This window comes from Yoonia sp. (assembly GCF_042093035.1).
Taxonomy (GTDB): Bacteria; Pseudomonadota; Alphaproteobacteria; order Rhodobacterales; family Rhodobacteraceae; genus Yoonia.
Genome location: NZ_JBELFI010000012.1, coordinates 1 through 24,496, shown reverse-complemented (window position 1 = coordinate 24,496; position 24,496 = coordinate 1). Strand labels below are relative to the sequence as shown.

The window sequence follows — 24,496 nt, the reverse complement described above, 5'->3', positions numbered from 1 at the left end:
TTGCACTTAAAGCATGACCGCCTGTCCCGTGCGTGCGCTTTCTTGTGCGGCCAAGCCGATTGCAATCGCCTTCGCCCCATCCGACAGTGTGACTTCAACTTCGCCTTCACCTCTGACAACCGCATTGAAGCGCTGGTGTTGATAGAAGGTCGACCCATTGTGATCCCCTGCCGCAAGCAGGGTCGGATCAACGGGAATTTCGGATATATAGGGCCCTTTCGGTGCGCGCGGGCTGATTATCATCTGTGGCACTGGCGGATCGCCCAAAAGTTTCGGCCAGAACCGGCCCGGCCCCGGCACCAGCGCTTCGATCTTGCCTTTAGGCCCCAAGGCGCTGATTTCTTCCTGATATTTGGAGCCCTCCGCAAACATGCATAGTTCCAGCATCGCGCGGCTTCCCTTGGCAAAATCCAAGATCACATAGCCATTGTCCCAGATATCGGGTGCCACACCATCATATCGCTCATCAATATGGTTGAGCGATTGACCGGCACTGGCCATCACACGCACGGGTTCATCGTCCAAAATCAAACGCATCAGATCAAAGAAGTGACAGCATTTCTCAACCAGAGTTCCCCCTGTTTTGGCATTGAAACGGTTCCAATCGCCGATTTTTGGTAAAAACGGAAACCGGTGTTCGCGGATCGTCAGCATCTTGATCCCGCCTGTCGCTTGCTCGGCCTGCGCAACCAAAGCCGCAACTGGCGGCATGTAGCGGTATTCCATCGCGACCCAAACCGGGTGCGGGTAGTCGGCAAAAACTGCGTTTATAACCGCCGCATCGGACGGATCCGTATAGAGAGGCTTTTCGCAGAGAATTGGCAACGGCCGGGTTGCCACAATTTGCTGCAACTGCTGCGCATGTAAATAGTTCGGGCTGACAATCACGACCGCGTCCAATTCCGGGTACGCCAATAGCGCCTCAAGACTTTCGGCCACATGCGCATCTTGTGCCAAGGTCGCAGCGCCTTCGGCCAGTTCTACCACCGGATCATACACCACCGATACCCGCCCCTGCGGCAGCAAGTTGATGTTTTGAATATGCTCGCGCCCCATCATGCCGCAGCCGATCAAGCCATAGTTTATGGTATCCACGTCGTTAACCCTTACCCATTCGAGAGATATAGTTGGCGCGTTTGGCATCATACCATGTGCGCGAAAATTCGGCTGGTTCTTTGGTGGCGGTCCAGCTGATCCGCTCGATATAGCCAACTTTCGTGCCTGGCGAGAGATGAAATGCCGCAGGCGCCCAATCGGGGACAGTTTCAACACCAATCCTGTCTTCGACAGAGGCAATCACAATCCCCAACTCATGCCGATAATAATGGTAAAGCGAGTCTGAAAGATCGCTGACGGCAATACGATCGCGGATTGCACCATCCAGCCAGATTTCTTCCAGTGCAATCATCACACCATCAAGATAGCGCAATCTTGTGATCCTGTGTCCGTGATTGTCCCCACCAAGCTTTGCAAAACTCTTCGGTTTGGCCAAGCGGTCAATTGTCAACACATCTGCCATCGGCAGACCGCCGCCCTTCAACATCTCCAACCGGAAAAAAGCATAGACGGAATTGACCGCAGGCCGGTGCCGGACGTAGTTGCCAGATCCTTGCACACGGTCGAGCAACCCTTTGGCTTCCACGTCCGCAAGCGCCTTGCGCAGCGTCCCGACAGCAACCCCGAAGTCATCCGCCATATCCCGCTCCGGCGGTAAACGCGCACCATCAGCCAGATGGCCTGCTGCGATCTCTCGGATCAGCGTTTCACTCAACTGCACAAACTTCGGCAAGGCAGAGGTTCTCGCCACGACTGCTCCTCCCAAAGCCAGCGTTCGAAATTGATACACTATTGTTGCACAGAATTTTGCGTGCTAGGCAAGTGCAAAGACAGACTTCTGGGGAGGAGAATCAATGACCATCGTTCCGGTCACAAGCGCAGACCTTGATGCGGCCGAGGTCTCATGGTTTTCTGCGCTTTGCTCTGATGATTATCAGTTCTTGGGGGTGCCTGACGGTGATCTGCGGTCGTCGTGGGAACACTGCCGAGACATTGCTTTGACTGCTGAAAAGCAAGGCTTTCGCAATATCCTTGCACCTTCTTCCTATCAGGTAGGTCAAGATACACTGTCCTTTGTTGCAGGCATGGCGCCTCTGACCGAAAAAATCAATTTCCTCGCCGCGATCCGCTGCGGAGAGGTACAGCCAATCATGCTCGCGCGCACCGTCGCAACGCTCGATCACATGCTCAAAGGGCGTTTGACGTTGAACGTCATCAGCTCCGATTTCCCCGGTGAGGTCGCCGAAAGCAGCTATCGCTACCAGCGCAGCCACGAAGTAGTCGAAATCCTGCGCCAGGCCTGGACCCGCGATGAGATCAACCACGACGGCGAGATCTATCAGTTCAAAAACGTCCCCACCGACCCAGCCCGCCCGTATCAGCAAAACGGCGGACCGCTTTTGTATTTCGGTGGGTATTCGCCCGCAGCGCTGGAGCTTTGCGGGGCGCAATGTGATGTCTATCTGATGTGGCCGGAACCAGTCCAACGGCTCGCGCAACGCATGAAAGACGTCAATGCCAGTGCAGCAGCCCACAACCGGACACTGGATTACGGCCTGCGGGTGCATATGATCGTGCGCGATACGGAGGCCGAGGCAAAGGAATACGCTGATTACATTGCCTCCAAACTGGATGACGAATACGGCAAGCTTATTCGTGACCGCGCCCATGACAGCATTTCACTGGGCGTCGCGCACCAAGCCAAGGCCCGCGAATTGGCGGATAAGTTCGGTTACGCCGAACCCGGTCTATGGACGGGGGTTGGCCGCGCGCGTTCCGGCTGCGGGGCGGCATTGGTAGGCTCCACCGATCAAGTCATGTCAAAAATTGAAGCCTATCAAAAGATGGGCATCCGTGCTTTCATCTTCTCGGGCTATCCGCATATCGACGAGGCTGAACACTTCGGCGCGCGTGTGATGCCCCACCTCAAGACCTGCTCTTTGCCACATGCATACGGGCGGGTGCCAAGCGAAACACCAGCAACGCCTCTCGGCGTAGGACCACGTCGTTGAATCGTATAAAAATCACCGAAGACCTTTCTTTCAGCCGCATTGTCTATGGCATGTGGCGGCTGAGCGACGACAGCGATACATCTGTCGCGCATGTACAGGCCAAAATCGAAGCCTGCCTCGCGCAGGGCATCACGACAATGGATCAGGCCGACATCTACGGCGGCTATGAAGCCGAAGAGGTGCTGGGTCATGCGCTCAAAGCGGCCCCCGCCCTCAAAGACCAAATCGAGATTGTCACGAAATGCGATATCGTGGCCCCCGCCGGGCGGTATGCGGATGCGCGCGTGAAATACTACGATACGTCTGCCGCGCATATTCGGGCCTCGGTGGATCATTCGTTGCGGCTGATGAATATCGACAAGGTCGACACGCTTTTGGTGCATCGGCCTGATCCGATGATGGACCACCATGAAACTGGCGCTGTGCTGGATGAAATCGTGGCATCGGGCAAAGTCCACTCGATTGGCGTGTCAAACTTCAAATTGCACGATTGGACCTTGCTGCAATCGGCGATGAAAACGCCTTTGGCCACCAACCAGATTGAGCTGTCACTGGCCGCCCCCGAAGGGTTTACCAATGGCGATGTCGCTTACCTGCAAGAACGCAATGTCCCGATTATGGCCTGGTCGCCCTTGAGTGGCGGCAGCTTGATGACGGGGTCTGGCGCCGTACAAGACGCGCTGAGCAAGGTCGCGGCAGAAAACGGTGTCGACAACGGGGCTGTCGCCGTGGCCTGGCTGCTGGCGCATCCAGCAAATATCATGCCGGTAATGGGCACCAATAATATTAACCGAATCAATACACTATCGGACGCTTTGAAAGTAAAAATGGATCGTGAAACCTGGTATGAACTCTATACCGCCGCGCGCGGGGAAGAGGTGCCATGATGGACGCAGGAACTACTCTCGCGACATTCGATCCGAGCGCAGACAGCAAAAGCTTTCGCGGCGCGTTGGGCAGCTTTGTCACCGGTGTAACGGTGGTTACAACCGATAGCCCCGCAGGACCGGTCGCGATTGTCGCCAACAGTTTTGCCAGCGTGTCATTGGACCCGCCCTTGGTGCTCTGGTCGCCGGCGAAATCGTCCAAACGGTTTGAATATTTTGCCGGATCGCGGCGCTTTGCGATCCACGTTCTGGGCGCCGATCAACGCGATATTTGCGCTGAAATCATTAGATCAAAGACTGCCATCAATGATGTCCCGACACATCTGTCGCATTGCGGGATGCCGATTATCGAAGGCGCTTTGGCCACATTTGAATGTAATCTGGAAGCCACCCATGACGCAGGCGATCACGTCATCATCGTGGGGCGCGTCACCAAAGCACATCACCGCGGCGGGGCCCCCTTGGTCTTTCATGGCGGCAAATACGGAGAATTCAGCACAATCTGATTATCATCTTGCCCGGGAAACTCTGGGGGAGGCGCCGTAGGCGACGGGGGCAAAGCCCCTAACAATAAAGGGCAACAAGCCCGCACATAAACAGGGGAGGAGCCGATGTCGGTCCTGTTTGGCCTTTTATGGCCGCTAGAACGGTTTAACACCGTGGTGCTTGCCATTGGCAAAGTCATCGCGGTTATCGCACTTGCGATCATGGTCAGTTTGATCTTGGGGCAGGTCTTCTTCCGCTATGTGCTCAGTGATGCGCCCAACTGGACAGAAGAAGGGGCGCGCTTCGGTATGCTCTGGATGACGGGCCTGATGGCACCGTTGGCTTTCCGCATGGGTGGTTTCGTCTCCATCGATATGCTGGAACGCGCGCTGCCCAAAGTTGTGTCGGGGATCTTGACGCTTCTGCTGCTGGGCATCGCGCTCTGGGTGCTTGTCATCGCATGGGAACGCGGGCTCAATAACCACGTTGATACGCTCTCCGGCCGCGGGTGTTCGTCCTCTCTGAAATGGCCGTTTGGCTTTGAGTACGGCAAATGCGGTGCAAAATTCCAAAACAACTTTCAGTATGCCTCGCTTTGGGTAGGGGTGAACTTACTGATCCTCGTGAACCTGGAATTGATCATCCGCCAACTCATCAGACTGCTGGGGCACGGCGACCGCCTGAACCCGCTGAGTGCTGATGACTTTCAGGGAGCAGACTGATGCTTTTATGGTTTCTCCCGCTTTTCCTCGTCCTCATCATGGTCGGCCTGCCGGTGGTCTTTGCACTGCTGGCGTCCCCCTTCGCGCTCATCATGCTCGAAGGCGACAACCGTAATGTGGTTGCCGGGCTTTATCGCAACCTTTACAACGGCATGGACAGCTTCCCGCTGATGGCCCTGCCCTTCTTTATGCTCGCAGGCGAAATCATGAACCGTGGCGGCATCACCCTGCGCTTGGTTGAATTTTCACAAGCCTTCATGGGCCACCTGCGCGGCGGTCTGGCGCATGTAAACATTCTGTCCTCAATGCTTTTTGCGGGTCTGTCCGGCTCGGCCGTGGCAGATACATCCGCGCTCGGATCCACCCTGATCCCCGCGATGGAGAAAAACGGCTATACCCGAAAATTCGCCGCTGCGATCACAGCGGCATCATCAGTCATTGGCCCGATCATTCCGCCATCAGGTATTATGATTATCTACGCCTATGTGATGGGCGAAAGCGTGGCCTCATTGTTCCTTGCGGGCATCGTGCCGGGCATCCTTGTCGGTGTGGGCCTGATGGTCATGGTGCGCCTGATGGCCGACCGATACGACCTGCCAAAGGCAGAGCGCATCGTCACCAAGAACCAAGAAATCACAAAGGTCGAATACTGGGTCAGCTTTGTGCTGCTGCGCATCAACGTGGCTGGTCTTTTGATGGCCATCTATAGCGGGTTGTCCACAACGGTCGGTCTGGCGGTCATCAATGAAACCGGTGATAAGGTCCATAGCCTGAACCTTTGGATCGTTTTTGCAGCCCTCTTTGCGGCGTCGCATTTCATGCTGATGGGCTACCGCAAGCGGGTCAGCCATGACTTCCGCATGGTCTGCAAAAAGGCCATCGCTCCGCTGCAAACACCGATCATCATTCTGGGCGGTATCCTTGTGGGTGTGTTCACCCCGACGGAAGCCTCTGCCGTTGCCGTGGCCTATGCGTTGATCGTCAGCTTCTTTGTGCTCAGGTCGATGAATATGCGTGATCTTGGCGAGGTCCTGACACGCTCTGCGCTTGCCACATCTGCTGTGCTTTTGCTGGTGGGTGCTGCCGTTGCCTTTAAGACGGTAGTCAGCCTCAGCTATGCGCCGCAGATCCTCAGCGACTATATCCTTTCTCTGTCAGAGAACCCACTGATGCTGTTGTTCCTGATCAACATCCTTTTATTCATTGTGGGCATGTTCCTTGATGCGGGACCGGCAATTATCATTCTGGGGCCAATCCTGGGGCCGATATTCGTCGATCTTGGTGTCCACCCCGTCCACTTCGCGATCATCATGAGCGTGAACCTGACCGTGGGGCTGGCAACGCCCCCGATGGGGCTTGTGTTATTCGTGGCCAGTACGGTCTCCGGCGAAAAGGTTGAGACCATCGCCAAGGCCATCCTGCCTTTCCTCGCGGTGGAAATTGCCGTGATCTTCCTGATTACCTATGTCCCCGCCATTTCCATGACAGTGCCGTATCTCACGGGTTTCCTGGGGTGCGCCCCGGAAATCGGATTCAGTGCTTGCATTAGCCCACCACCGGGCATCAACTAAACCAACAACTAGGGAGAGAGAAAATAATGTTGAAACATCTCACAAAAGTCGCCGCAACAGCGGCACTGCTGGCAGCACCGCTGGCAGCTTGGGCGGGTGGCCACACGGAGTTCACAATCCGTGCGACTGCCAACTCAAATGAGAACGACGAAGACTATGACGGTCTGGTTGTGTTCAAAAACTACGTCGAAGCGGCCTCAAACGGCCGCGTCGCGGTAGAGCTTTTCATCGGCACACAGCTTTGCGCAACAGGTGCGGAATGCCTTGAAGGTGTCTCCGAAGGCTCCATCGACGTCTATATCTCCACATCCGGCGGTGCGGCTGGCATCTTCCCATATGTGCAGGTGCTTGATCTGCCATATCTGATGTCTTCGGACCGCGTGGCCGAGGCCGTGCTGTCCGGCGATTTCGTCCGCACCATGCGCGCCAAAGCGCTTGAGGACAGCGGCAACACAATCCGCCTGATGACCATCGGCAACACCGGCGGCTGGCGCAACTTCGCCAACACAGAACGCCGCGTGACTGGCCCGGACGATATGGCTGGCCTGAAGCTGAGGACTGTCGTGGCGGACCTGCCTGTGCAGTTGGTTGAAGCAATGGGGGCGTCTGCGACACCGATCCCCTGGCCGGAGCTGTTTACATCGCTGCAAACCGGCGTTGTTGAAGGCACCGCAAACGGCATCACCGACATCATGGGCATGAAATTCCCCGATGCGGGCCTGCAGTACCTGACACTGGACGGGCATTCGTACATGGGTGCGATGTGGTGGATGAACAACGACAACTTCCTTGCGATGCCAGATGACCTGCGCCGCGTTGTTGTTGACGGATTCTCTGCACTGCAACAGGCGACGTTCGCCTCGCCAAAGCGCAAGTCCATCGAAGCATATGAGGCTTTCGTCGCAGGTGGCGGCGACATCTATGTGCCTTCTCCGGAAGAGAAAGCCGCATTCGCAGCAGCAGCAGCGCCGGTCAACGACTGGTTCCGCGAGAACGTCGACGGCGGCAGTGACATGCTGGACGCATTGGTCGCAGCGGTAGCTGAGGTTGAAGCAGAAATGGCAGAGGCTTACGCAGCTGACCTAAACTAAAGGTTCAGGCGAGAGCCACAAGAAGGCCGCTCCGGTTGGGGCGGCCTTTTTTGCTGGGCGGGAGGTCGATTTTCGCTTTACTGGACAGCAGCTCTCTCTTGTTTCGTTTCGCGACCAGTAGAACGGTCTGACTATGGGGCGATGTTGCTCGGATATCGGCCCAAGCCGCCAGTTTACCAGATTTCAGCATCCAATCACAAATCTCGGCATAAGCCTTGGCGACCGCCACAGCCCCTACCGTTCCAAACAGGACCAACGCCTGTTTTCCAGGTGCCTCGATCGGATGGTGCATGGCTATCAGCAAAGTCATGACCGTTATCGATCCGCAGACGACTCTAAAAGCCGCCTCGTCAATCCGCCTTGGTGCTGCCGTCATCGGACCATTTCGCATCAAAGTGGGAGCCGTCGCAGAACGGTTTATTCTTCGACAACCCGCAGCGGCAGAGTGAATACTTCGTGCGGGACGCACCCGCGCCGTTGAACTCGGCCTCAAGCGCTAGGTTGTTGACGTGATACGGGCCGTCCCTTTCAATGGTGATACCGACCTCTCCCGTTGTCATGTGCTGGGCAGGCTGCTCGCCGACGGAGACACGCAGCGCACCCGATGGACAGGCGGCGATCACGTCCATGATCGCATCCAGCGTGCCATTCTCAGGCTGGATCCACGGCTTTTTCTTCGGGTCGAAGACTGCTGCGGCACGTGCCTGGCATTGCGCGGCGTGGGTGCAAAGAACGGGCGTGTAGCTGACCGTAACCTCTACGCCGATCACCCGACCCGTGTACTCCACCGGCGCGTTGCGCAGCCGGCTGCGATCGGGCGCGCTGGTGAACCCGATCTTCTTATGGGCTCCGTCGCAGAACGGCTTGTTGGCGGACGCGCCGCAACGACACAGCGCGGCCTTCGGCTTGCCCGTCAGATCCGCGTTAACAGCGCCTTTCAGGTCGGGCGGGTTCTCGACGATCAACGGGCCGTCTTGGGCCGGGATGATCTTGGGAGGGTCAGTCATGGCTGCGGCCTTTCATTGGGGCTGAGGACAATTCAGGCGTTGCGGTTTGACAGCCAGACCCAGAAGCTGAGCACGATGGCCGAACCGGAGATGAAAGTCATCAAGGTGCCGGGGAAGAAATTCACGTATCCGGGGAAGTCCACAAACAACAGATAGCCAAGGTCAGCCAAACCGCCGACCATACCGGTCACCCAGATTGCCGTCATGTTGCCGCGCCAGATCAAAAACCCGCCAATGATCGTCGCGACGCCGAACCACAAGAGGTTCCATCCATGCTGGTTCAGGATGCCCCCTACTGCGGCGTTATAATCGGCAGTCAGCGATTCTGCGTCGATGGCGTCGGCGATTGCGGCAAAACCGGACGAGGCGTCGGAGGTCAGTACCATGATGCCAGCGAAAGCGTGAACCAGGCCCCAGATCACCCAAAGGACGGTGGCGATTTTCAGGGCGAGAGATTGCGTCTTTGTCATTTTCGAAAACTCCAATGCATTTCAGAGAGGTGCAAAGTCAGGTCTGACCAAGCAGTTTGCGGTATTTTGTAAGGAACAGGTCGCGGCCTTTCATCATGCGGGTGATCCAATCGCCGCCGGTGAAGGCCATCAGGAAGGCGCTGCCGCGCTGCGGGCCCAGTGGGACCAGGATCGGGGCTTTTTCACCCCAGGGCGCGTAGGGTTTGAGCGAGTCGATCTGTTTGCCCGAAGCCAACACCTTCAGCGTCTTCTCCAGCCACGGTTTCTGACGGGAAATCCCGATGATGGTCATGCCATCGCCGGTGGCGGCCATGTCGCCGGCGGCAAAGACGTTGGCCAGGTCCGACGGGCGCAGCCACTGATCCACCTTCACCCGATTGGCCGCATCCAATACGGCCCCCGGCAGCGTTTCAGCAAGCCCGGCCAGCGCGCGGGATCCAACGGTGGGGATCACCAGATCGGCATCGATGGTCTGCCCGTTCGAAAGCGCCACGCGGCCGCCCTCCGGCGCATCACGCCCGGGCAAGCTATCGGCCCGTGCGCCAAGGATCACCTCAACGCCCATCTGGCCTAGCTTGCGATGAAGTGATTTGCCCAGCTTTCCGGGTGTTTCGGGAAAGAGTGTCGCGTCACTCGACACCAGCGTGACCGTCTTGTCCGGATGTGCATGGGCGATTTCGCCCGCCAATTCGGTGCCGACCGCGCCGGCCCCGACGATCAGCACGGTGTCCGCAGCCGTCAGCGCATTGTGCCAGCGGTCGTTATTGGCGCGCAGTTCCGCAATGTCGCCCGAGGCCGTCCGGAATGGCGCAAGATTGGCCGATCCGGTGGCCAGAACAACATAGTCCGCCTCTATCTGCCGACCATCCGCCAGTTTCACGCCATCGGCGTCGAGCGAGGCCGCTTCGCCGTGCACCACGCGGCCGCGTGTCAGCAGTCCATCATAAGGGATCAGCGCCTGATCCAGTAGCGAAGGGTCAACCATCGCGCGGATCATGGCGGGCGCATGGGTGAAATGGGTGGACCGTTCGATCAGCGTGACGTCCATCTCGCCGTCCAGCGACTTGGCCAAGTCCGACCCAAGATAACCACCACCCACAATTGCGACCCGTTTGCGGTTCATTGTCATGTTAGTGCTCCCTCTTACGCGACTTCCAGAACAAGCCCACCAAGCGCATTGCGCAGGGCTTCTTTGTCTTCCGGGTTGATGAATGTGCGGGTCTCGCCATCCCAGGCCTCAGCCCATTTTCCAATACCAAGTTTGCCCCGAACGTCCGCGCCAAAGAACTGCGCTATCATCTCTTGACCGCCAAGCACGCCAGCGCCCGCGCGCGGGCCCGGCGTCGCAGCCAGCATCACCACCGGCTTGCCCTGCCAGAGCTTCATCTCGATCCGGCTCATCCAATCAAAGATGTTCTTCCAGGCCGCGGTGGACGAGCCATTGTGCTCGGCAAAGGAAACAAGCACCGCATCCGCCGCGCCGATCGCATCAAAAAAAGCCCGTGCCTCTGGTGGAATGCCGCCCTCGGTCTCACGGTCAATGGAATAGATCGGCATCGCAAAATCGCTAAGGTCTAGGAATTGGATCTCGGCACCCGGCAGAATGTCGGATTGCAGTTGATCGGCGGCGTATTCGACCAGCGCGCGGTTGATGGAGGTGCGGCTGTTGGTGGCGGCGAAAGCGAGTATTTTCATGTCTGTTCCATGTTATGTTTAGCGTGGGTCGATTGCCGGACCATGAGGGTCACGCATTTCCTGCGCCCCCGAGGATTTCCGATATCTGATCGCGGTGAAAATAGAGGACCGCGGCACAAAGCACTCCCAGCGCGATCGCCGGCACAGCCGACGGGCCGATAATGAACCAGTGGGTCAGGACAGCACCGGTCATTGTGCCACCAAGGAGCGATGCGCAGACGACCTGTCGGTTCGGCCACCAAAGAAGCGCGGCGCCCGCAACCTCGACGAACCCGGTGAAGTAGCGAAGCCACTGGCCGAAACCGACCGCATCGAAGGTTTCCACCATCAACGGAACACCGGCGAACTTGGCACCGCCAGCGCCAACAAAAACGAGAGAAAGCAGGGCGCGCAGGCCCAAGGACAGATATTTCATTTTCAGCTCCAAACTTTGTTTTCGTTAGACAGAATATGGATGCGGCATTGAATCGTCACAACCGCACGAAAAGCGCATGTAATGCGCATTTGTGCGACATGTCGGGATACGCAGAAGGGCGTCAAGGCTGCGCCTCGGCCAGATGAAACGGAAGCTCTCTGGCGCAGTCAGCCGGAGCCGTATCAAGTCGTTGATCGAGCAAATCGCCCCGGCGCTTTCCGGCCAGATCTTCGAACTGTGCATCGACCGCGAAGTGATGCGGGGTCGCACTACAGTTCTGAATACGCGCTCGATGCGCATTGATGCGACGCCGTCGGATTGATACGAATAAGCCACGCAGCATTGGACAGAACTTCGTACCGCACTCCTGCTTGCGCGCCTCGGCATTGTCAGCGCGGCCGCAGATGCCCTTGGCGTGCATCGCGCGACCGTCAACCGCCACGTAGAGACGCTGGAAGCAGAGTTTCAGACGAAGCTTTTTCAGCGGCACGCGCGGGGATACACCTTGACCGAGAATGGTCGGGACATGCTGGATGTCGTCGGTCGCGCCGATGAAATGTTTACGGACTTGGCTGGCCGCAACCGCGGGCGTTCTGCGACCTTGTCGGGCAACCTCATCGTGACCTCATTGTCCGGCATCGCACCGCTCGTCACGCCGGCGCTCCGGGATTTTCAATTGGCGCATCCACAGATCAAGCTGGAATACGCGGCGAGCGCCGACCTCGCCCGACTGGAACATGGCGAGGCGCATGTTGCTTTTCGCGCCGGGCCAAAGCCAGACACGCCTGACTATGTCGTCACACTTTTCAGGCACATCCGTTTTGGCCTTTATGCCAGCCGCGGCTACATCAGTCGGCGTGGGCACCCCTCCTTAGATGATCTGACGCAGCACGGTTTTGTCGGTTCCTACGAACAGCCATCCCGGTGGCCTTTCGCCGGGTGGATACTGGAGCATGTCGGGGCCGAAAATATCTCTCTCAACACGACCGACCAACACGTCGTTCGTAACGCAATCAAAGATGGCATCGGCCTGGGTTTTCTTGCCGAGCATGAAGCGACTGGCGATCCTGACCTCTTCGAACTAGCTCCTCCATCGCAAGACTGGTCAGTCCCGACCTGGGTCGTGACCCACGTGGACCTTCACAGGACGGAAAAGGTGCAGCAGTTTCTCAAATACATCAGACGGACTGGGCCAGAAAGACCGGCAGGCTGAGATGACTGGACCGCCACATTCAGCGCGGATTGCCAGAAACCTGGTAATAACCGCCCTCATTCCTGTTGAACGTGAAGTGGTAACCGAGAAGACCCCTCGGGGCTTCCCAACCTATGACGACATGTGCGAAGCCACCTTCCGTTGCGATGTAGGAAATGACAACTTTGCCCACAGAGAGTGCGTTCGCCGTCGGCTCGGTTTCGTGCTGGCAGCGAACGGCTGGTGCGACGGGCTGCACTGTAACATCTGATGCCCCAAGTGGCCGCTCCGGGCCGTCACCCATCACCGAAACGGATACATCCACCCCTTATAGTCATCAATCAACACCTCCGCCCGCGCCCGCTCATCCGCGGTCAGCCGCGGTGTGATGAGTTCCAAGGAATCCAACGCATCCGGATCCCCGCCTATTGCCGACAAAGCGTACCAAAGATACGCTCGCACCAAATCAGGGGCCGGAATGCCGCGCCCGACCTCATAGTACCAGCCCAGACCGGATTGCGCGCCAGGATGCCCTTTCAAAGACGCCCTCAGATACCAATCGAACGCCCGCTCGTCGTCGCGGTCGACACCAAGGCCGAGGGCGTACATGACCCCGATCAGCTCCTCCGCTTCGGCATTGCCGGAACGGGCGTAGACCTCAAACAATTCGCGGGCTTGGGTGTACTCACCCGCCTCCATCAAATCGCGGGCGGTTTCCATATCCGCAAGGGCGGCAGGCGCCCACAACGCCAGCACCAAACCAAAAGCCAATCCTTTCCCAAAATACTGCATACGGCTGTCTTCCTTGTTTTCGGTGCCGCAAATCTGGCCGTGGCACAGGTAATTACGGCAGAGGATTACATCCCCGTCGACGCGGATCAAGCGCGCATCGGGCAGCTTTTATTCTTTGATAAGATTCTATCGGGAAACAAAAATATCTCATGCGCGACATGCCACAGCCCCACGTTTGCGGGTGCTGACGGGATATCGCTGGGGATTGGCGAAGGCGGCGTCGGCGTTGGCCCCGAAAGAACGCCTGGCACGGGCGCTGACGCAATCCGCAAACGCATTCCGCGCAATGCGCCTGCGTTGTGGAATTTGGGTTACCGCGACATCCGCGTCCTGTTTCACGATGGCCGCTTGACGCAATCGGATATCTACAGCAACGGCTTTGACAGCCCGGCTGAGGAATGGCTACCGCAGGGGCTTGACAATCTGATAGCGGCGCAGGCGCTCTTTCCAATGGTTGCCCAATTCGAGATGGCGGGGAACCCGCGCGAGAATGAAATAGCCGGGGCCACCCATGACCGCATTGACAAGGCCTGGCCGATCATCGCCAAGCGGGTGCGCACCATCCCGTCTTACGGAGAGATGTTCGTACAGGCCTTTGATAATATTGATGAACCTGCCGAAGTGAGTATCGTTGAAATAGGCAATGCGCTGGCGGCGTTCATCATCATCGAATGGCAGTCTTACGACAGCCCCTACGACAACTGGCTCACTGGCACGCCGTTGCCCGCTGACGCAGAGCGGGGCCGGCAACTTTTCACCGGCGCAGGCTGCGCGGTGTGCCATGCCGGGCCACTTTTCACGGATCAGCAATTTTACGCATTGGGATTGCCCGCTTTCGGGCCCGGTCGCACGCGGCAATGGGACCAAATCTCACGCGATGTCGGGCGGATGGCCGAAACCAACAGGCTGGAAGATGCGTATAAATTCCGCACCCCCTCTTTGCGCAACGTGGCCCTGACGGCCCCCTACGGTCACAACGGCGCCTTCCCCACATTAGCCGCGATCATCCGCCACCACGCCGACCCCGATGCCAGTCGCGCGGCCTGGACGCCTGAGATGGCCAACTTGCCCGATGTGCCTTGGCTTGCCGCATCGGATTTCGCCATTCGCGAAGACCGCGCAGAGATGGCCCGCCAAGCCGCGGCGCGTGATATCGCACCCACCAGCCTGACAGAATACGAGATCGCGGACCTCGTGGCATTCCTGAACGCCCTGACCGGTGAAACCGCACAAGATCGCCCATTGCTCCCCCCTGATACTGTCCCGAGCGGACTGCCTGTGGACAACTAGACCTGCTTTTCATCTTGCCCCAGAAAACTTCCGCCGGAGGCTCCTGCCCCCGCAAAAGGGGCGGCGCATAGGCGTGACTTAGCCGCGCCGGATCATCACACCCAAATCCGCGACATTTGTGCCCGTGGCATCGGTTACAAGAAGGTCTCCGGCTTTCGCAAGTGCCGTATAGCTATCATTGTTGGCTAACAAAGCGTCCAAGTCGGGGATTTTCCCAAGCGTATCGTGGTCTACGACGCCGCCCGCTGCATCGGTTGGCCCATCACGGCCATCACTGCCGCCTTGCAAACACACCCAATCGGTCCAGCCGCGCGCTTGCGCTTCCTGCGCGATCCGCAGACTGAGTTCCTGATTGCGGCCACCGCGCCCGTTGCCGTGCAAGACAACCGTCGTCTCTCCGCCCCAAACAGTGATGCCGATGACAGCGTGGTCGCAGATTAGCTTGGCAGCTTGAGCAACATCGCCCTCCACAGGTATCGGGATTACATGCGCATCATCCGCCGCTTTAGCCATTGCCGCGACACTGATGTCGTTGGAACCAACCAGAATATTGTGGGCTGGCGGCAGTAAGGTATGGGGCGCGGCCTTGAGAAGATGGTCTTTGACAACCTCTGAAACCCGCTCCCAGACATCCGCCCTTTTCAGCAACGCGATGGCGTCTTTGGCGGTGCCAATCGGACCCACTGTCGGACCACTCGCAATGGCTGCAAGATCATTACCGATCACGTCCGACAAGATGAATGCTGTCACGTTTTGTGGGGCCGCGTGGCGCAAGAAGCCACCGCCCTTCAGTGTGGAAAGTTGCTGACGGATCAGGTTCATCGCCTTGATGTCAAGCCCGGACCCCAACAACAACGCGTTGACCGCAGCCTTGTCGTCAAGCGTCAACGCACCGGCGGGCGCCGGCAACAGCGCGGACCCCCCACCAGATATCAAAGCCAACACCGGCCCGGTCGCCTGATCCAGTGCGGCGATCACAGCGCGCGCGGCAATCGCACCATTTTCGTCAGGCACCGGATGCCCCGCAGCATAGACTGTTGCCCCCGCCAGATCGGCAGCGTTTTCGTAATTGGTCACAACGATGCAGGGCGTGTCGATAAAACGCTCAAGCGCTGCCCGTGCCATCGCCGGCGCGGCCTTACCCACCGCGATGACAAGCGCAGGTGCCTCGATCCCATGCAAATGGGAAGCGACGGCTTTATAAGGGTCAGCGGCGGCAACACCTGCATTGAAAATCGCCAGTGCTTTGTCCCGCATCCCCGTCTACTCCATCTGTTTTCGGATCCGGTTTATCATGAGCCAAACCAAGAGCAACACTACAGGCGTCGCCCCCGCTGCGATCAAAGCTTTGCTGACGCCAAAGCTATTTTCCAACGGGCCAAGCAGATAGAGTACCAAATTGACCGCATAGTAGGAAATTGCAACAACCGACAGACCCTCAACGGTCCGTTGCAAGCGCAGTTGCAAATCGGCGCGTTTGTCCATGCTGGTCAGCAGTTCCTGGTTCTGAGCGGAGCGTTCCACGTCAACACGGGTGCGCAACAGCTCCCCCGCGCGCAGGGCACGATCCGACATCGCCTGCAATCGATCTTTCGTGGAATTCACTGTCCGCATTGCCGGATCAAATCGGCGCATCATGAATTCACCAAAAGTCTGGCGGCCTTCGAAGCGCTCTTCACGCAGCACATCAATCCGCTGGTTCACGATCTTTTCATAAGCGCCCGTCGCGCCAAAACGAAATGAAGACTGGGCGATGGTGTTTTCGATCTCTGCCGACACCTCCAGCAAGGACTGCAAGACTTCTGCGGGGTCCCCCGTCGTACTTCGCATCGCTTCGAGAAGCCCTGTAAGCTGCCCGTCAAATTCAGCCATCCTTGCACCCAACCCACGCGCCCGCGTCAGCCCCAGCATCGACATCGCCTTATATGTTTCGATCTCGCACAGGCGCTGAACAACGCGCCCAATACGGCGGTCGTCTACATGCGGGCGGGCGAAGACGGCAAAACGCATATGACCAATGTGATCAATGCGAAAATCGCCCGCGACCACCAGATCATCCTCAATGACCCGACTGATCGCGAGGCTTTCCGGCACGAACCAATCCCGCGCCTTGTCGGAGATACCCGCATCCCCTTCGGCAATTTCGATGCGGATCAATGCCGATGTCACGCGGGTGCCCGGTGCCGCGTCAAGCCAGTCTTCGGGAAAAACACCGAAGGTGGCGGCGTCGAACGGCCGCTCTGCCAGCCCGTCGCCAAAGATCGTATAGGTCACAAATTCCGTGTGGCTTTCCCATTTCAACTGATGCTTGCCGATCGTGCCAAAGAAATGGGTCGCCCCAGGTTTGGGGTGTTGCGCGCCAAAACGGTCCAGCAAATCAATTAGATGCGTGCGGTCGGCGTCGCGGTCACGCCCTGCTGCGTTCTCGGCAGGTTTGATGGCAAGATAGGCTGCGCGGCTGGGCGCATTGACAGCCGGAAAGGGCCGGGCGTGAAGTTCATTCGCCATCGAGTAGCGCAACGGGTGATCTGCGATTGGGGCCATTAGCCTCACCTTTGCCTGCGGTTATCTATCGCAAATTAGCGGTGTTTGCGAAAGTGTAAACTGAATTTTGCATTTATTTATAGTTACTTACCGGCACACGGATGTATACCGAACGCCAAGCGCCCAAGCGAGAGCCATCCGTCAGGGATAGATCATCGCGCGCTGGGATAACACCATAGACGCGCCAGCCCGTCTCAGGCTAGTGAAGGCGCATGTCGCGTGTTATTCTTTTTAACAAACCATTTGGCGTCTTGTCGCAGTTCACGGACGCCAGAAGCCCCTCTGCGCGGCCTACCCTTTCGGCATTTATCGACGTCCCGGGCGTCTATCCGGCTGGTCGGTTGGACCGCGATAGCGAAGGGCTTTTGGTGCTGACTGATGATGGCAAACTGCAGGCCCGGATTGCGGACCCCAAGCACAAACAGGCCAAGACTTATCTGGTGCAGATTGAAGGCGCCCCTTCTGATCGCGATCTCCAGCCCTTGCGTGACGGTGTGACGCTCAAGGACGGACCGACCCGCCCGGCGCTACTGCGCTTGATTGATCCGCCTGCGCTTTGGGCGCGTGATCCACCAGTGCGTTTTCGCAAGTCGGTGCCGGACAGCTGGGTTGAGATTACATTGCACGAAGGCCGGAACCGGCAGGTGCGCCGCATGACAGCACATATCGGTTTCCCGACGTTGCGGTTAGTCCGCTGGCAAATCGGCGCATGGAGCGTCGCAGACATCCCGCCGGGGACTTGGGCCGCGGTCTGATTGTGTCGCGGGTTCAATCTGGGACAGTTATGGCTACGGCGGGACCAGTTTAACGCAAACGACCGGCCATTGGCCGGTCGTTTTAGTGGTTTAATTTCAAATGCTAAGCCTATGATAAATCAACCCGCAACAGAGTTTGAAATCCATACTTCAACACGGCGGTTGATGCCACGGCCCCGGTCGGTGCTATTGCAGGCGGATGGTGCAATCTCACCAAAACCAGCAGTCGCGAATGACAGGTCGCTGAAACGGTTGCCGGACATATCGAACAGATCGGCCAAAATCGCTTCCGCGCGCTTTTCGGCGAGATGGCGGTTACCATCGAACGCACCCACTTCATCGGTGAAACCGACAAAAGTGATCTCAGTGCCCGCAGGGACAGTCTTGAGATAGGCCATCAGGCGCATCATATCGAGGTGCCCACGCTCATCGATAGAGAACGAACCGGTGCGGAAACGGAATGTTGTGGACAGGCGGTCAAAGCCATCCATCTTTTCCAGCATCTCCTGCATCACTTCGCCTTCAAAACCAACGTCATAGGCGTTGCGGGCTTCGGTCAGCGCATTGAAACGTGGATCACTTGCGTCCTGTGTGCGGCGCAGAATACCCAGATCAATAAATCCGGACTTGCCGATCACGCCATCTGCCGCTGTCGACGTAACGTAATCCAGAAACTCCTGCCGCTTGGGGTTCTGGTTGTCGGCGCGGCTGTAGAGATACATCCGGCGGCTGAGCGGGTACTCCTCTGTCTTGGCAGAGAAGGCATCCGGTATCGCAGCGATCCCGCAGTCGTCATACAAGGCGACAGGTTTCGCGCCACGCTGGAACGCGTAGCCAAGATAGCCGATTGCGTTTTTGTCATGGAACATCACATTCGACATCGCCTGATCGTCTGCCGCAATCGCTTGCGGCAGAAAGTTGGGACGGTTGCCGTCATAGACGTAATCCATGAAATATTCATAGCTCGCGCTACCCTCAGGCTGCGACACAACTGTGATTGGGCCGGGGTTGCCGCCAACCTGTGACCAGTCTCTGATCTGGCCAGAGAAAATGCCGCGCAACTGGTCTTCGGTCAGACCCTGAACGGGGTTGGATGCATGTGTCGCGACGACCATACTGTCGACCGCGATGATGCGTTCCTGATTGGGGTTGACCATGCTGCCAGAACCGTCGGCGCGCAGCGCGCGCGCCTCCGCTTGGGTGATACGGCGCGCGGCCATGCCGATATCGGTTCTACCTTCAAGCAAAGCATTGAATGCGTCATCATCTCCGGATGACGAAACAAGATATGTGCCGATCTCATCGCCAAACCCATTATCGCCGATCAGGTTCACAAGAGCTTCGCCTGCGGCAGGGTTGGAGACTTCCGCTTCTGCGTCCAAAGAGGCAGCAAAGCCGCTCATCAGCAGCGGCATCATACCAAGGCCAATCGCCTCTGACCCGACAATCGTTATATCTGCGGTTACGTCTTCAAAGGTCGGACATGCGTCGCCTTCACAAATCATTGTGGCTGTTGCCACACGCAAGTCGCCAAGTGCTGTGCGGATGATGTAGTTGTCGCTCTCGATCCCCATCAGCTGTCCAGAAAGGCTCATCGTGCCGTCTGTCGATGTGAGTTTCACTTCTTGCGCGAAAACGGATGTAGGGGAAGCAAGTCCCGTAACCAGTGCCAGTCCGGCCACCGTAGTTTTCAATCGTGTTGTCATTACGTTCACCAAAGGTTGTCTCCTGCCAATCAACTGCGGTCTTCACAAAAAACAAATCACCAGCGCAACAATGGGTGCCACAAGGCCCGATTAAATCTAACTTCGAGACAAACCCTCTGCTTCAAATGTGGACAAAGTACGGCAGGTTTTTTCAAAACTGAGGGCAATTCTGGGTCGGTATCGCCTGTATCAGCTCGTATTTTCTGGCAAATGGCAGGCAAACGCGCAGTGAAAAGCATCAGCTTTTGACATAAATTGTAATAATTTCAATCGTTTATGATGATCCCTGAATATCCCAAGCGAATTGAGGCGCGGGCGTCCGCCATTAACTATGTTTGAAAGAACTTGTCGCCGATTGGAAACAAAGCGTTTTGATTCGTGTTTTCGTTCGCTTGCATTTGAAAACAACCCAAGCGACCGCTGAGCAAAATGTGTCGTGGCTCGTTTGTTGACGCATAGCTACCTATGGCATTCAACCTATCGACGATAAACACACATCGAGACCCGTCGCGCGCCCACGTCGATAACGCGGACAAAGTCGCCCGGCCTATATCGCCCGATGCGACACACCCGACCCGTCAGGTCACCAATTGCCGCCGCCTGCATTGCCCTTCAGCGTATCAGCGGGGCAGCGGTCACATCGTTTCGCTCTTTTGCGCCCGCAACGATTCCGGCATCTCTGAGCAACCGCTCAGACGTGGGCAATGGACAGCCCCGGAATTGCAACCAAAGGCTGAAATTTGCCAGCCGCCCAACGATCGGCAAGACGGGGCCGGCTGGCTTTGGGCGGCTTTGCGCGCGGATGATTTCAAACGCCCGTTCATCAGTATGTTTCATCGTCGTCCCCCCGGTTAAGGTCTGCAACAACCTTGTGCCATTCCGCCCTGCGCACTCAAACCTTGTTACTTGACACCGATTGTTCCAAAAAGTCACAAACGGGATGCCCAGAAATCTGCCACCTCTCAATGCATTGCGCGCCTTTGAAGCCGCCGGACGGCTGGGCAGCTTTACCAGGGCAGCCGAAGAGCTGAATGTTTCTCATTCAGCGATCTCTCGACATGTGCGGGGGTTGGAGGATCGATTGAACGTGCATCTCTTTCGCACCCAAAATACCGGTGTTGCTTTGACAGATCAGGGGCGCGCGTTTCTAGCAGACGTTACACCAGCCTTGGACCGCATCGCATATGCAACCGAGGCGCTGACCGTGCCGCCAACGGGAACAGTGACGCTCACCACAGAAAATACTGTCGCGCAGAAGTGGCTCATCCCGCGTCTTGCCAACCTCAAGGCCCGCCATCCAGAGGTTGACCTCAGGCTTTCGGTCACATCCCAGCTGATGGATATCGAAGCCCATGATTTTGATTTGGGATTAAGATACCTGCACAACCGGTCAGTGGAGGGGTATCATCTGTTGTTTCAATCTGCAGTGCGGGCCTATGCTGCCCCCGGCTTTGCGGAGGTTTCCAATGGGACACCTGACATCGCGGCGCTTGCGTCAGGTCCCTTGATCGAAGAAGCGACGTTCCGGCTTTGGCCAGAATGGTTTGCGTTGGCGGGTCTCAAGGAAATACCGGATCTCACCCAGCCCCATCCTTTGAGTGCGTTGCTTGCAATCCAGTCGGCTGTTTCTGGTCTTGGTGCGGTACTGATGGACAAAAATCTCTGCGAGCTGGAGCGAACGTCCGGCGCTCTGGTCGAACTTTCAGAAGTCGAAATCCCCTTCGGAGGATACTATTTGGCCATAAACGCACGCGCCGGACGGCGTAAGGCGGTGCGGGCGGTCTGCCAATGGTTGCTTGATGAGTGCGCCGAACATCGCGGGATCGAACAACTGGCTAGTCCGGGCAGTTGATTGATACCTGCGCCAAATACCGCCTTTGTGTCGCAGGATTTTCAACGTAGCCTGATCTGAAGTCCACTTGCACCACCGCCAGGGAGCCATTGCGCGTTGAACACCTTCAAAACCATGTGTCCGATGAACTGCCATCCCACGCTCTGCGGGATGAAGGTCACGGTCGATGAAGGTCAGAATGTGACGATCACTGGCGACAAAACCAACCCTGACAGTCAGGGGTTTCTTTGTATGCGGGGCAAAGCGGCGCATGAAATTGTCGGAAATGACCGGAGGCTGCTGCACCCAAAGATGCGCCAGACGCGCGGCTTGGATGACTGGTCAAGGCTAAGCTGGGATACCGCGCTGGATTTAATCGCCAACCAAATGCGCGCCGCAGGAGCCGGGCGCGTGGGCTTCTGGCAAAGCCATGGCAACTGGGGAAATGACTACGCCTTCGGGCTCAAGCGCGCGCAGATGGATCGTTTTGCCAATCTTTACGGATGCCAGTTTTGGAACCCGGCTATGATCTGCTGGGGGCTTGGCGCATTCGGTCTGGGGATCACGGGCGCGCTTGAAACGTCAACCAAAGAGGACTTGGGCAAGAACGCCGATATGGTGATCCTATGGGGTGCAAATACCGTCAGCCAGGCCAATACAATGCGGCATGTCGAGATCGCGAAACGACGCGGTGCGCGGATTGTCGGTATTGACGTGCGCCGGACGGAGGCCTCCGCTTTGGTCGATGACGTGGTCTTGGTGCGCCCCGGCACGGACACTGCACTCGCGCTTGCGATGATGCATGTCATCATATCTGAGAACCTCTGGGACACGTCATTTGTTGCCCATCACACCGATGGTTTTGATGAACTCAAGGCGCACGTCGCGCAGATGACACCTGATTGGGCGGAAGCTCAGACCGGAGTGCCCGCGACCCAGATCATCGCTTTGGCGCGCAGCTATGCCACCACGTCTCCGGCGATGATCGTCATTGGCGGCTCGTCGCTCCATAAAGGCAGCAATAGCTGGCAAGCAGCGCGCGCGATCTCCTGCCTGCCAGCGCTGACAGGTAACTTCGGGATACCGGGAGGTGGCATTGGCCCGCGTCATGGCGGGCGCAGCCACGGGGTCGGCTTCAACGATGTTTCGGCCGCGGATCGCCGTCCACCCGGCACATATATCCCCGACCAAATGGAGGCGATCGTCGCTGCGCTTGAAAGCGGCGCGGTCAAGGTTTTCTTTGCCATCGGATCGAATGTCCTGTCGTCATTTGCAGACACCAACAGGTTGCGTGCCGCTCTAGCAAATACCGACTTGGTCGTGGCTTATGATATCTTCCCCAACCAGACGATAAGAGAGGCCGCCGATATCGTTCTACCCGGAACAATCTGGCTCGAAGAGATCGGCGCAAAATCGACCAATACGCACATCCATCTGTCTGACCGCGTCTTGCCCCCCGCGGGCGAGGCCCGGCCCGTTTATGACCTCTACAAAGGTCTCGCCGCGCGGCTGGACGTCAAAGATGTCTATCCTTGGGCGGATCAGGAAGCGGCGATCAATGCAGCACTCGACCACCCGGCCACGGGCCACGCAACGGTTGAGACACTGCGCGCAAACGGTGGGCGGGTTGCCCTGAATGTCTCGCATGTGGCCTACCCGACACGGGATTTTGCAACACGGTCCGGCAAAATTGCGTTTTTATCGGAACGCGCGCCCGACATCGGGATCGCTGCCTTGCCGACATATACGCCGCCGGACATGGCCGAGGATGGGCTATTGCTGGCGCATGGGCGGACATTTGCGCATTTTCATGCATTCTACGATCACGGCCGCGCCCTGCCCACGCTTGCCAATCGCGAGACCAATCCTGAACTTTGGATCGCACCGCAGGATGCGGAGGCCCGCGGCATTGCGGATGGTGGCGGAATTGAATTATCGAACGCGCGCGGCACTTTTGTCGCCCGCGCGAAAATCACGCCGCGCATCCCTGCGGGCACGGTCTGGATCAGAGACGGTTGGCCGGGTTTGAACGCGCTGACAGACGGCGCGTCGGTCGTGCCTGCGAGGGCGTTGACGGAATTTCCGTTCTCCGTCGGTCAAAACAGCTTTGGCGCACGGGTCGAAATCCGCCCGATACGCAACGCCGGTCAAGCAGTGTCGCCTGAGACCTCGCGTTGATCGCCGAGCTTTTCAGTCTTGGTATGAAAACTCGCGCTTTCATTGCCACTGGGATACGGCGCGTCAGGAATATCGCATCCCAGAAAGTTGCAAAGCGGCTCCCAACCCGAGCCAAGCGCGTAAGACAATAATCTGTCCGGCCCAAAGGCTTGCTGAACATCGGTTAGATTGCGCTCGTAGGTGGCGATTACATGCGCTTTCGACTCCACATCTCCATCAAACACGTCCCGTCGAAGTCGTGCCGCCATTCCGGTCGCTTTTTCAGGATCCCGCAAAATCGACAGGATGGTGTTTTCCATGCTGGCATACCAACTTTCAGGATCACGATATGTCAGAAGAATTTTTGCATCAGGAAAATGCACTGCCAGTTCGCGCCAATAGTATGCGCCAGGCCAGTCGACGGTTGCACGAAAGCCGTCAAAGACTGCGTCCCAGTCAGGCGTGATCGTGCCGTCATAGATCGCCTGCCACGTCTCGAACCGTTCTTTATGGGGGAGGACTTCATACATGTGGTAGCAGGGCCCAAACCCCAGCATTTCAAGCGCGCGCTTCATCGACTCGGTCCCTGTGCGGCCAAATCCGGGGCCAATAACGTCCAAGGTCATTGTCCTCTCCTAATAAATTTTGAAACTGAAATAGGAATTGAGCTTTGCAAATCCTTCGCGACCAGTCACGCAAAATTTCGCGTGGCATGCACCTTTGCGAGGTAGGCGGTGCATCACAGCACATCAACAATCAAGAGATTTGGTGCGGTCGGGGGGACTCGAACCCCCACGAGTGTTACCTCACAGCGACC

General features: G+C 57.5%; 26 protein-coding genes. 11 read left to right on the top strand and 15 right to left on the bottom strand.

Translation table 11 applies throughout. From position 1 onward, the window contains the following. Positions 1–6: 6 nt before the first annotated feature. Together ACFDSS_RS03425 and ACFDSS_RS03420 are read right to left on the bottom strand one after the other, a co-directional pair. On the bottom strand, positions 7–1,095 hold the full coding sequence (locus tag ACFDSS_RS03425) for a Gfo/Idh/MocA family protein (RefSeq protein WP_375254358.1): 1,089 nt from the start codon (positions 1,093–1,095) through the stop codon (positions 7–9). Between the two features lie 4 nt (positions 1,096–1,099). Further along, positions 1,100–1,807, bottom strand: coding sequence for a GntR family transcriptional regulator (locus ACFDSS_RS03420; RefSeq protein WP_375254357.1), 708 nt, complete (start codon positions 1,805–1,807; stop codon positions 1,100–1,102). A 103-nt stretch (positions 1,808–1,910) separates the two neighbouring features. Here ACFDSS_RS03420 and ACFDSS_RS03415 point away from each other — a divergent pair, with 103 nt between their 5' ends. The 6 genes from ACFDSS_RS03415 (at position 1,911) to dctP (ending at position 7,825) form a co-directional block, all read left to right on the top strand. Further along, positions 1,911–3,068: an LLM class flavin-dependent oxidoreductase gene (locus ACFDSS_RS03415; protein WP_375254356.1), complete on the top strand. Its 1,158-nt coding sequence runs from the start codon at positions 1,911–1,913 to the stop codon at positions 3,066–3,068. Beyond that, entirely contained in the window at positions 3,065–3,955 is an 891-nt protein-coding gene (locus tag ACFDSS_RS03410) for an aldo/keto reductase family oxidoreductase (RefSeq protein WP_375254355.1), read from the top strand. Before ACFDSS_RS03415 ends, ACFDSS_RS03410 begins: the two co-directional genes overlap by 4 nt. Then, entirely contained in the window at positions 3,955–4,461 is a 507-nt protein-coding gene (locus ACFDSS_RS03405) for a flavin reductase family protein (RefSeq protein ID WP_375254381.1), read from the top strand. The genes ACFDSS_RS03410 and ACFDSS_RS03405 overlap by 1 nt, the downstream gene beginning before the upstream one ends. Before the next feature lie 105 nt (positions 4,462–4,566). After that, entirely contained in the window at positions 4,567–5,163 is a 597-nt protein-coding gene (locus ACFDSS_RS03400) for a TRAP transporter small permease (protein ID WP_375254354.1), read from the top strand. Further along, the gene (locus ACFDSS_RS03395; protein ID WP_375254353.1) at positions 5,163–6,734 is read left to right on the top strand and encodes a TRAP transporter large permease; all 1,572 of its coding nucleotides are present in this window, start codon (positions 5,163–5,165) and stop codon (positions 6,732–6,734) included. The genes ACFDSS_RS03400 and ACFDSS_RS03395 overlap by 1 nt, the downstream gene beginning before the upstream one ends. 26 nt (positions 6,735–6,760) lie before the next feature. Beyond that, positions 6,761–7,825, top strand: coding sequence for a TRAP transporter substrate-binding protein DctP (gene dctP, locus ACFDSS_RS03390; RefSeq protein WP_375254352.1), 1,065 nt, complete (start codon positions 6,761–6,763; stop codon positions 7,823–7,825). Between the two features lie 4 nt (positions 7,826–7,829). Here the strand turns inward: dctP and ACFDSS_RS03385 are convergent, their stop codons facing one another. The 7 genes from ACFDSS_RS03385 to ACFDSS_RS03355 all read right to left on the bottom strand — a co-directional run bounded on the left by ACFDSS_RS03385 (position 7,830) and on the right by ACFDSS_RS03355 (position 11,902). Next, positions 7,830–8,135 (bottom strand): hypothetical protein, encoded by a 306-nt coding sequence (locus tag ACFDSS_RS03385; protein WP_375254351.1) that lies wholly within the window; start codon positions 8,133–8,135, stop codon positions 7,830–7,832. Positions 8,136–8,175: 40 nt separating this feature from the next. Then, positions 8,176–8,832: a CDGSH iron-sulfur domain-containing protein gene (locus tag ACFDSS_RS03380; RefSeq protein WP_375254350.1), complete on the bottom strand. Its 657-nt coding sequence runs from the start codon at positions 8,830–8,832 to the stop codon at positions 8,176–8,178. A gap of 32 nt (positions 8,833–8,864) precedes the next feature. Beyond that, complete coding sequence (locus ACFDSS_RS03375) at positions 8,865–9,302, bottom strand: hypothetical protein (protein ID WP_375254349.1); 438 nt, start codon at positions 9,300–9,302, stop codon at positions 8,865–8,867. Between the two features lie 37 nt (positions 9,303–9,339). Then, positions 9,340–10,431, bottom strand: coding sequence for an NAD(P)/FAD-dependent oxidoreductase (locus ACFDSS_RS03370; protein ID WP_375254348.1), 1,092 nt, complete (start codon positions 10,429–10,431; stop codon positions 9,340–9,342). Between the two features lie 14 nt (positions 10,432–10,445). Further along, entirely contained in the window at positions 10,446–10,997 is a 552-nt protein-coding gene (locus tag ACFDSS_RS03365; protein ID WP_375254347.1) for an NADPH-dependent FMN reductase, read from the bottom strand. A gap of 49 nt (positions 10,998–11,046) precedes the next feature. Continuing rightward, positions 11,047–11,412, bottom strand: a complete 366-nt coding sequence (locus ACFDSS_RS03360; RefSeq protein ID WP_375254346.1) for a DoxX family protein — start codon at positions 11,410–11,412, stop codon at positions 11,047–11,049. 121 nt (positions 11,413–11,533) lie between these two features. Continuing rightward, the gene (locus ACFDSS_RS03355; protein WP_375254345.1) at positions 11,534–11,902 is read right to left on the bottom strand and encodes a hypothetical protein; all 369 of its coding nucleotides are present in this window, start codon (positions 11,900–11,902) and stop codon (positions 11,534–11,536) included. On the opposite strand from ACFDSS_RS03355, the gene ACFDSS_RS03350 reads away from it, so the two are divergent. After that, positions 11,798–12,625 (top strand): LysR family transcriptional regulator, encoded by an 828-nt coding sequence (locus ACFDSS_RS03350; protein WP_375254380.1) that lies wholly within the window; start codon positions 11,798–11,800, stop codon positions 12,623–12,625. The genes ACFDSS_RS03355 and ACFDSS_RS03350 overlap by 105 nt on opposite strands. Positions 12,626–12,907: 282 nt before the next feature. On the opposite strand, the gene ACFDSS_RS03345 is transcribed toward ACFDSS_RS03350, so the two are convergent. Next, positions 12,908–13,396 (bottom strand): tetratricopeptide repeat protein, encoded by a 489-nt coding sequence (locus ACFDSS_RS03345; RefSeq protein WP_375254344.1) that lies wholly within the window; start codon positions 13,394–13,396, stop codon positions 12,908–12,910. A 33-nt stretch (positions 13,397–13,429) separates the two neighbouring features. Between ACFDSS_RS03345 and ACFDSS_RS03340 the strand changes: the two genes are divergently transcribed. Then, entirely contained in the window at positions 13,430–14,686 is a 1,257-nt protein-coding gene (locus tag ACFDSS_RS03340) for a cytochrome-c peroxidase (protein WP_375254379.1), read from the top strand. Positions 14,687–14,764: 78 nt separating this feature from the next. Here the strand turns inward: ACFDSS_RS03340 and ACFDSS_RS03335 are convergent, their stop codons facing one another. Beyond that, a complete protein-coding gene (locus ACFDSS_RS03335) occupies positions 14,765–15,943 on the bottom strand; it encodes a glycerate kinase (protein WP_375254343.1) in 1,179 nt (392 codons plus the stop codon). A 6-nt stretch (positions 15,944–15,949) separates the two neighbouring features. After that, entirely contained in the window at positions 15,950–17,230 is a 1,281-nt protein-coding gene (locus ACFDSS_RS03330) for a DUF3422 family protein (RefSeq protein WP_375254342.1), read from the bottom strand. A 212-nt stretch (positions 17,231–17,442) separates the two neighbouring features. Between ACFDSS_RS03330 and ACFDSS_RS03325 the strand changes: the two genes are divergently transcribed. Next, positions 17,443–17,985 (top strand): pseudouridine synthase, encoded by a 543-nt coding sequence (locus ACFDSS_RS03325; protein WP_375254341.1) that lies wholly within the window; start codon positions 17,443–17,445, stop codon positions 17,983–17,985. A 119-nt stretch (positions 17,986–18,104) separates the two neighbouring features. On the opposite strand, the gene ACFDSS_RS03320 is transcribed toward ACFDSS_RS03325, so the two are convergent. Together ACFDSS_RS03320 and ACFDSS_RS03315 are read right to left on the bottom strand one after the other, a co-directional pair. Further along, positions 18,105–19,691 (bottom strand): phosphate ABC transporter substrate-binding/OmpA family protein, encoded by a 1,587-nt coding sequence (locus ACFDSS_RS03320; RefSeq protein ID WP_375254340.1) that lies wholly within the window; start codon positions 19,689–19,691, stop codon positions 18,105–18,107. 612 nt (positions 19,692–20,303) lie between these two features. Further along, complete coding sequence (locus ACFDSS_RS03315; protein WP_375254339.1) at positions 20,304–20,528, bottom strand: hypothetical protein; 225 nt, start codon at positions 20,526–20,528, stop codon at positions 20,304–20,306. Positions 20,529–20,631: 103 nt separating this feature from the next. Here ACFDSS_RS03315 and ACFDSS_RS03310 point away from each other — a divergent pair, with 103 nt between their 5' ends. Continuing rightward, positions 20,632–21,543, top strand: coding sequence for a LysR substrate-binding domain-containing protein (locus tag ACFDSS_RS03310; RefSeq protein WP_375254338.1), 912 nt, complete (start codon positions 20,632–20,634; stop codon positions 21,541–21,543). 114 nt (positions 21,544–21,657) lie between these two features. Next, positions 21,658–23,700, top strand: coding sequence for a molybdopterin-dependent oxidoreductase (locus ACFDSS_RS03305; RefSeq protein WP_375254378.1), 2,043 nt, complete (start codon positions 21,658–21,660; stop codon positions 23,698–23,700). On the opposite strand, the gene ACFDSS_RS03300 is transcribed toward ACFDSS_RS03305, so the two are convergent. Then, positions 23,670–24,305 carry a sulfotransferase family protein gene (locus ACFDSS_RS03300; protein ID WP_375254337.1) on the bottom strand — a complete coding sequence of 212 codons (636 nt, stop codon included), beginning with the start codon at positions 24,303–24,305 and terminating at the stop codon, positions 23,670–23,672. The genes ACFDSS_RS03305 and ACFDSS_RS03300 overlap by 31 nt on opposite strands. Positions 24,306–24,496 lie beyond the last annotated feature (191 nt).

Coding starts and splice junctions, on each gene's coding strand:
- ACFDSS_RS03415 (WP_375254356.1), top strand. CDS start 1,911: ATGACCATCGTTCCGGTCACAAGCGCAGACCTTGATGCGGCCGAGGTC.
- ACFDSS_RS03405 (WP_375254381.1), top strand. CDS start 3,955: ATGGACGCAGGAACTACTCTCGCGACATTCGATCCGAGCGCAGACAGC.
- ACFDSS_RS03400 (WP_375254354.1), top strand. CDS start 4,567: ATGTCGGTCCTGTTTGGCCTTTTATGGCCGCTAGAACGGTTTAACACC.
- ACFDSS_RS03395 (WP_375254353.1), top strand. CDS start 5,163: ATGCTTTTATGGTTTCTCCCGCTTTTCCTCGTCCTCATCATGGTCGGC.
- dctP (WP_375254352.1), top strand. CDS start 6,761: ATGTTGAAACATCTCACAAAAGTCGCCGCAACAGCGGCACTGCTGGCA.
- ACFDSS_RS03385 (WP_375254351.1), bottom strand. CDS start 8,135: ATGACTTTGCTGATAGCCATGCACCATCCGATCGAGGCACCTGGAAAA.
- ACFDSS_RS03380 (WP_375254350.1), bottom strand. CDS start 8,832: ATGACTGACCCTCCCAAGATCATCCCGGCCCAAGACGGCCCGTTGATC.
- ACFDSS_RS03375 (WP_375254349.1), bottom strand. CDS start 9,302: ATGACAAAGACGCAATCTCTCGCCCTGAAAATCGCCACCGTCCTTTGG.
- ACFDSS_RS03370 (WP_375254348.1), bottom strand. CDS start 10,431: ATGACAATGAACCGCAAACGGGTCGCAATTGTGGGTGGTGGTTATCTT.
- ACFDSS_RS03365 (WP_375254347.1), bottom strand. CDS start 10,997: ATGAAAATACTCGCTTTCGCCGCCACCAACAGCCGCACCTCCATCAAC.
- ACFDSS_RS03360 (WP_375254346.1), bottom strand. CDS start 11,412: ATGAAATATCTGTCCTTGGGCCTGCGCGCCCTGCTTTCTCTCGTTTTT.
- ACFDSS_RS03345 (WP_375254344.1), bottom strand. CDS start 13,396: ATGCAGTATTTTGGGAAAGGATTGGCTTTTGGTTTGGTGCTGGCGTTG.
- ACFDSS_RS03335 (WP_375254343.1), bottom strand. CDS start 15,943: ATGCGGGACAAAGCACTGGCGATTTTCAATGCAGGTGTTGCCGCCGCT.
- ACFDSS_RS03330 (WP_375254342.1), bottom strand. CDS start 17,230: ATGGCCCCAATCGCAGATCACCCGTTGCGCTACTCGATGGCGAATGAA.
- ACFDSS_RS03325 (WP_375254341.1), top strand. CDS start 17,443: ATGTCGCGTGTTATTCTTTTTAACAAACCATTTGGCGTCTTGTCGCAG.
- ACFDSS_RS03320 (WP_375254340.1), bottom strand. CDS start 19,691: ATGACAACACGATTGAAAACTACGGTGGCCGGACTGGCACTGGTTACG.
- ACFDSS_RS03315 (WP_375254339.1), bottom strand. CDS start 20,528: ATGAAACATACTGATGAACGGGCGTTTGAAATCATCCGCGCGCAAAGC.
- ACFDSS_RS03310 (WP_375254338.1), top strand. CDS start 20,632: ATGCCCAGAAATCTGCCACCTCTCAATGCATTGCGCGCCTTTGAAGCC.
- ACFDSS_RS03305 (WP_375254378.1), top strand. CDS start 21,658: ATGTGTCCGATGAACTGCCATCCCACGCTCTGCGGGATGAAGGTCACG.
- ACFDSS_RS03300 (WP_375254337.1), bottom strand. CDS start 24,305: ATGACCTTGGACGTTATTGGCCCCGGATTTGGCCGCACAGGGACCGAG.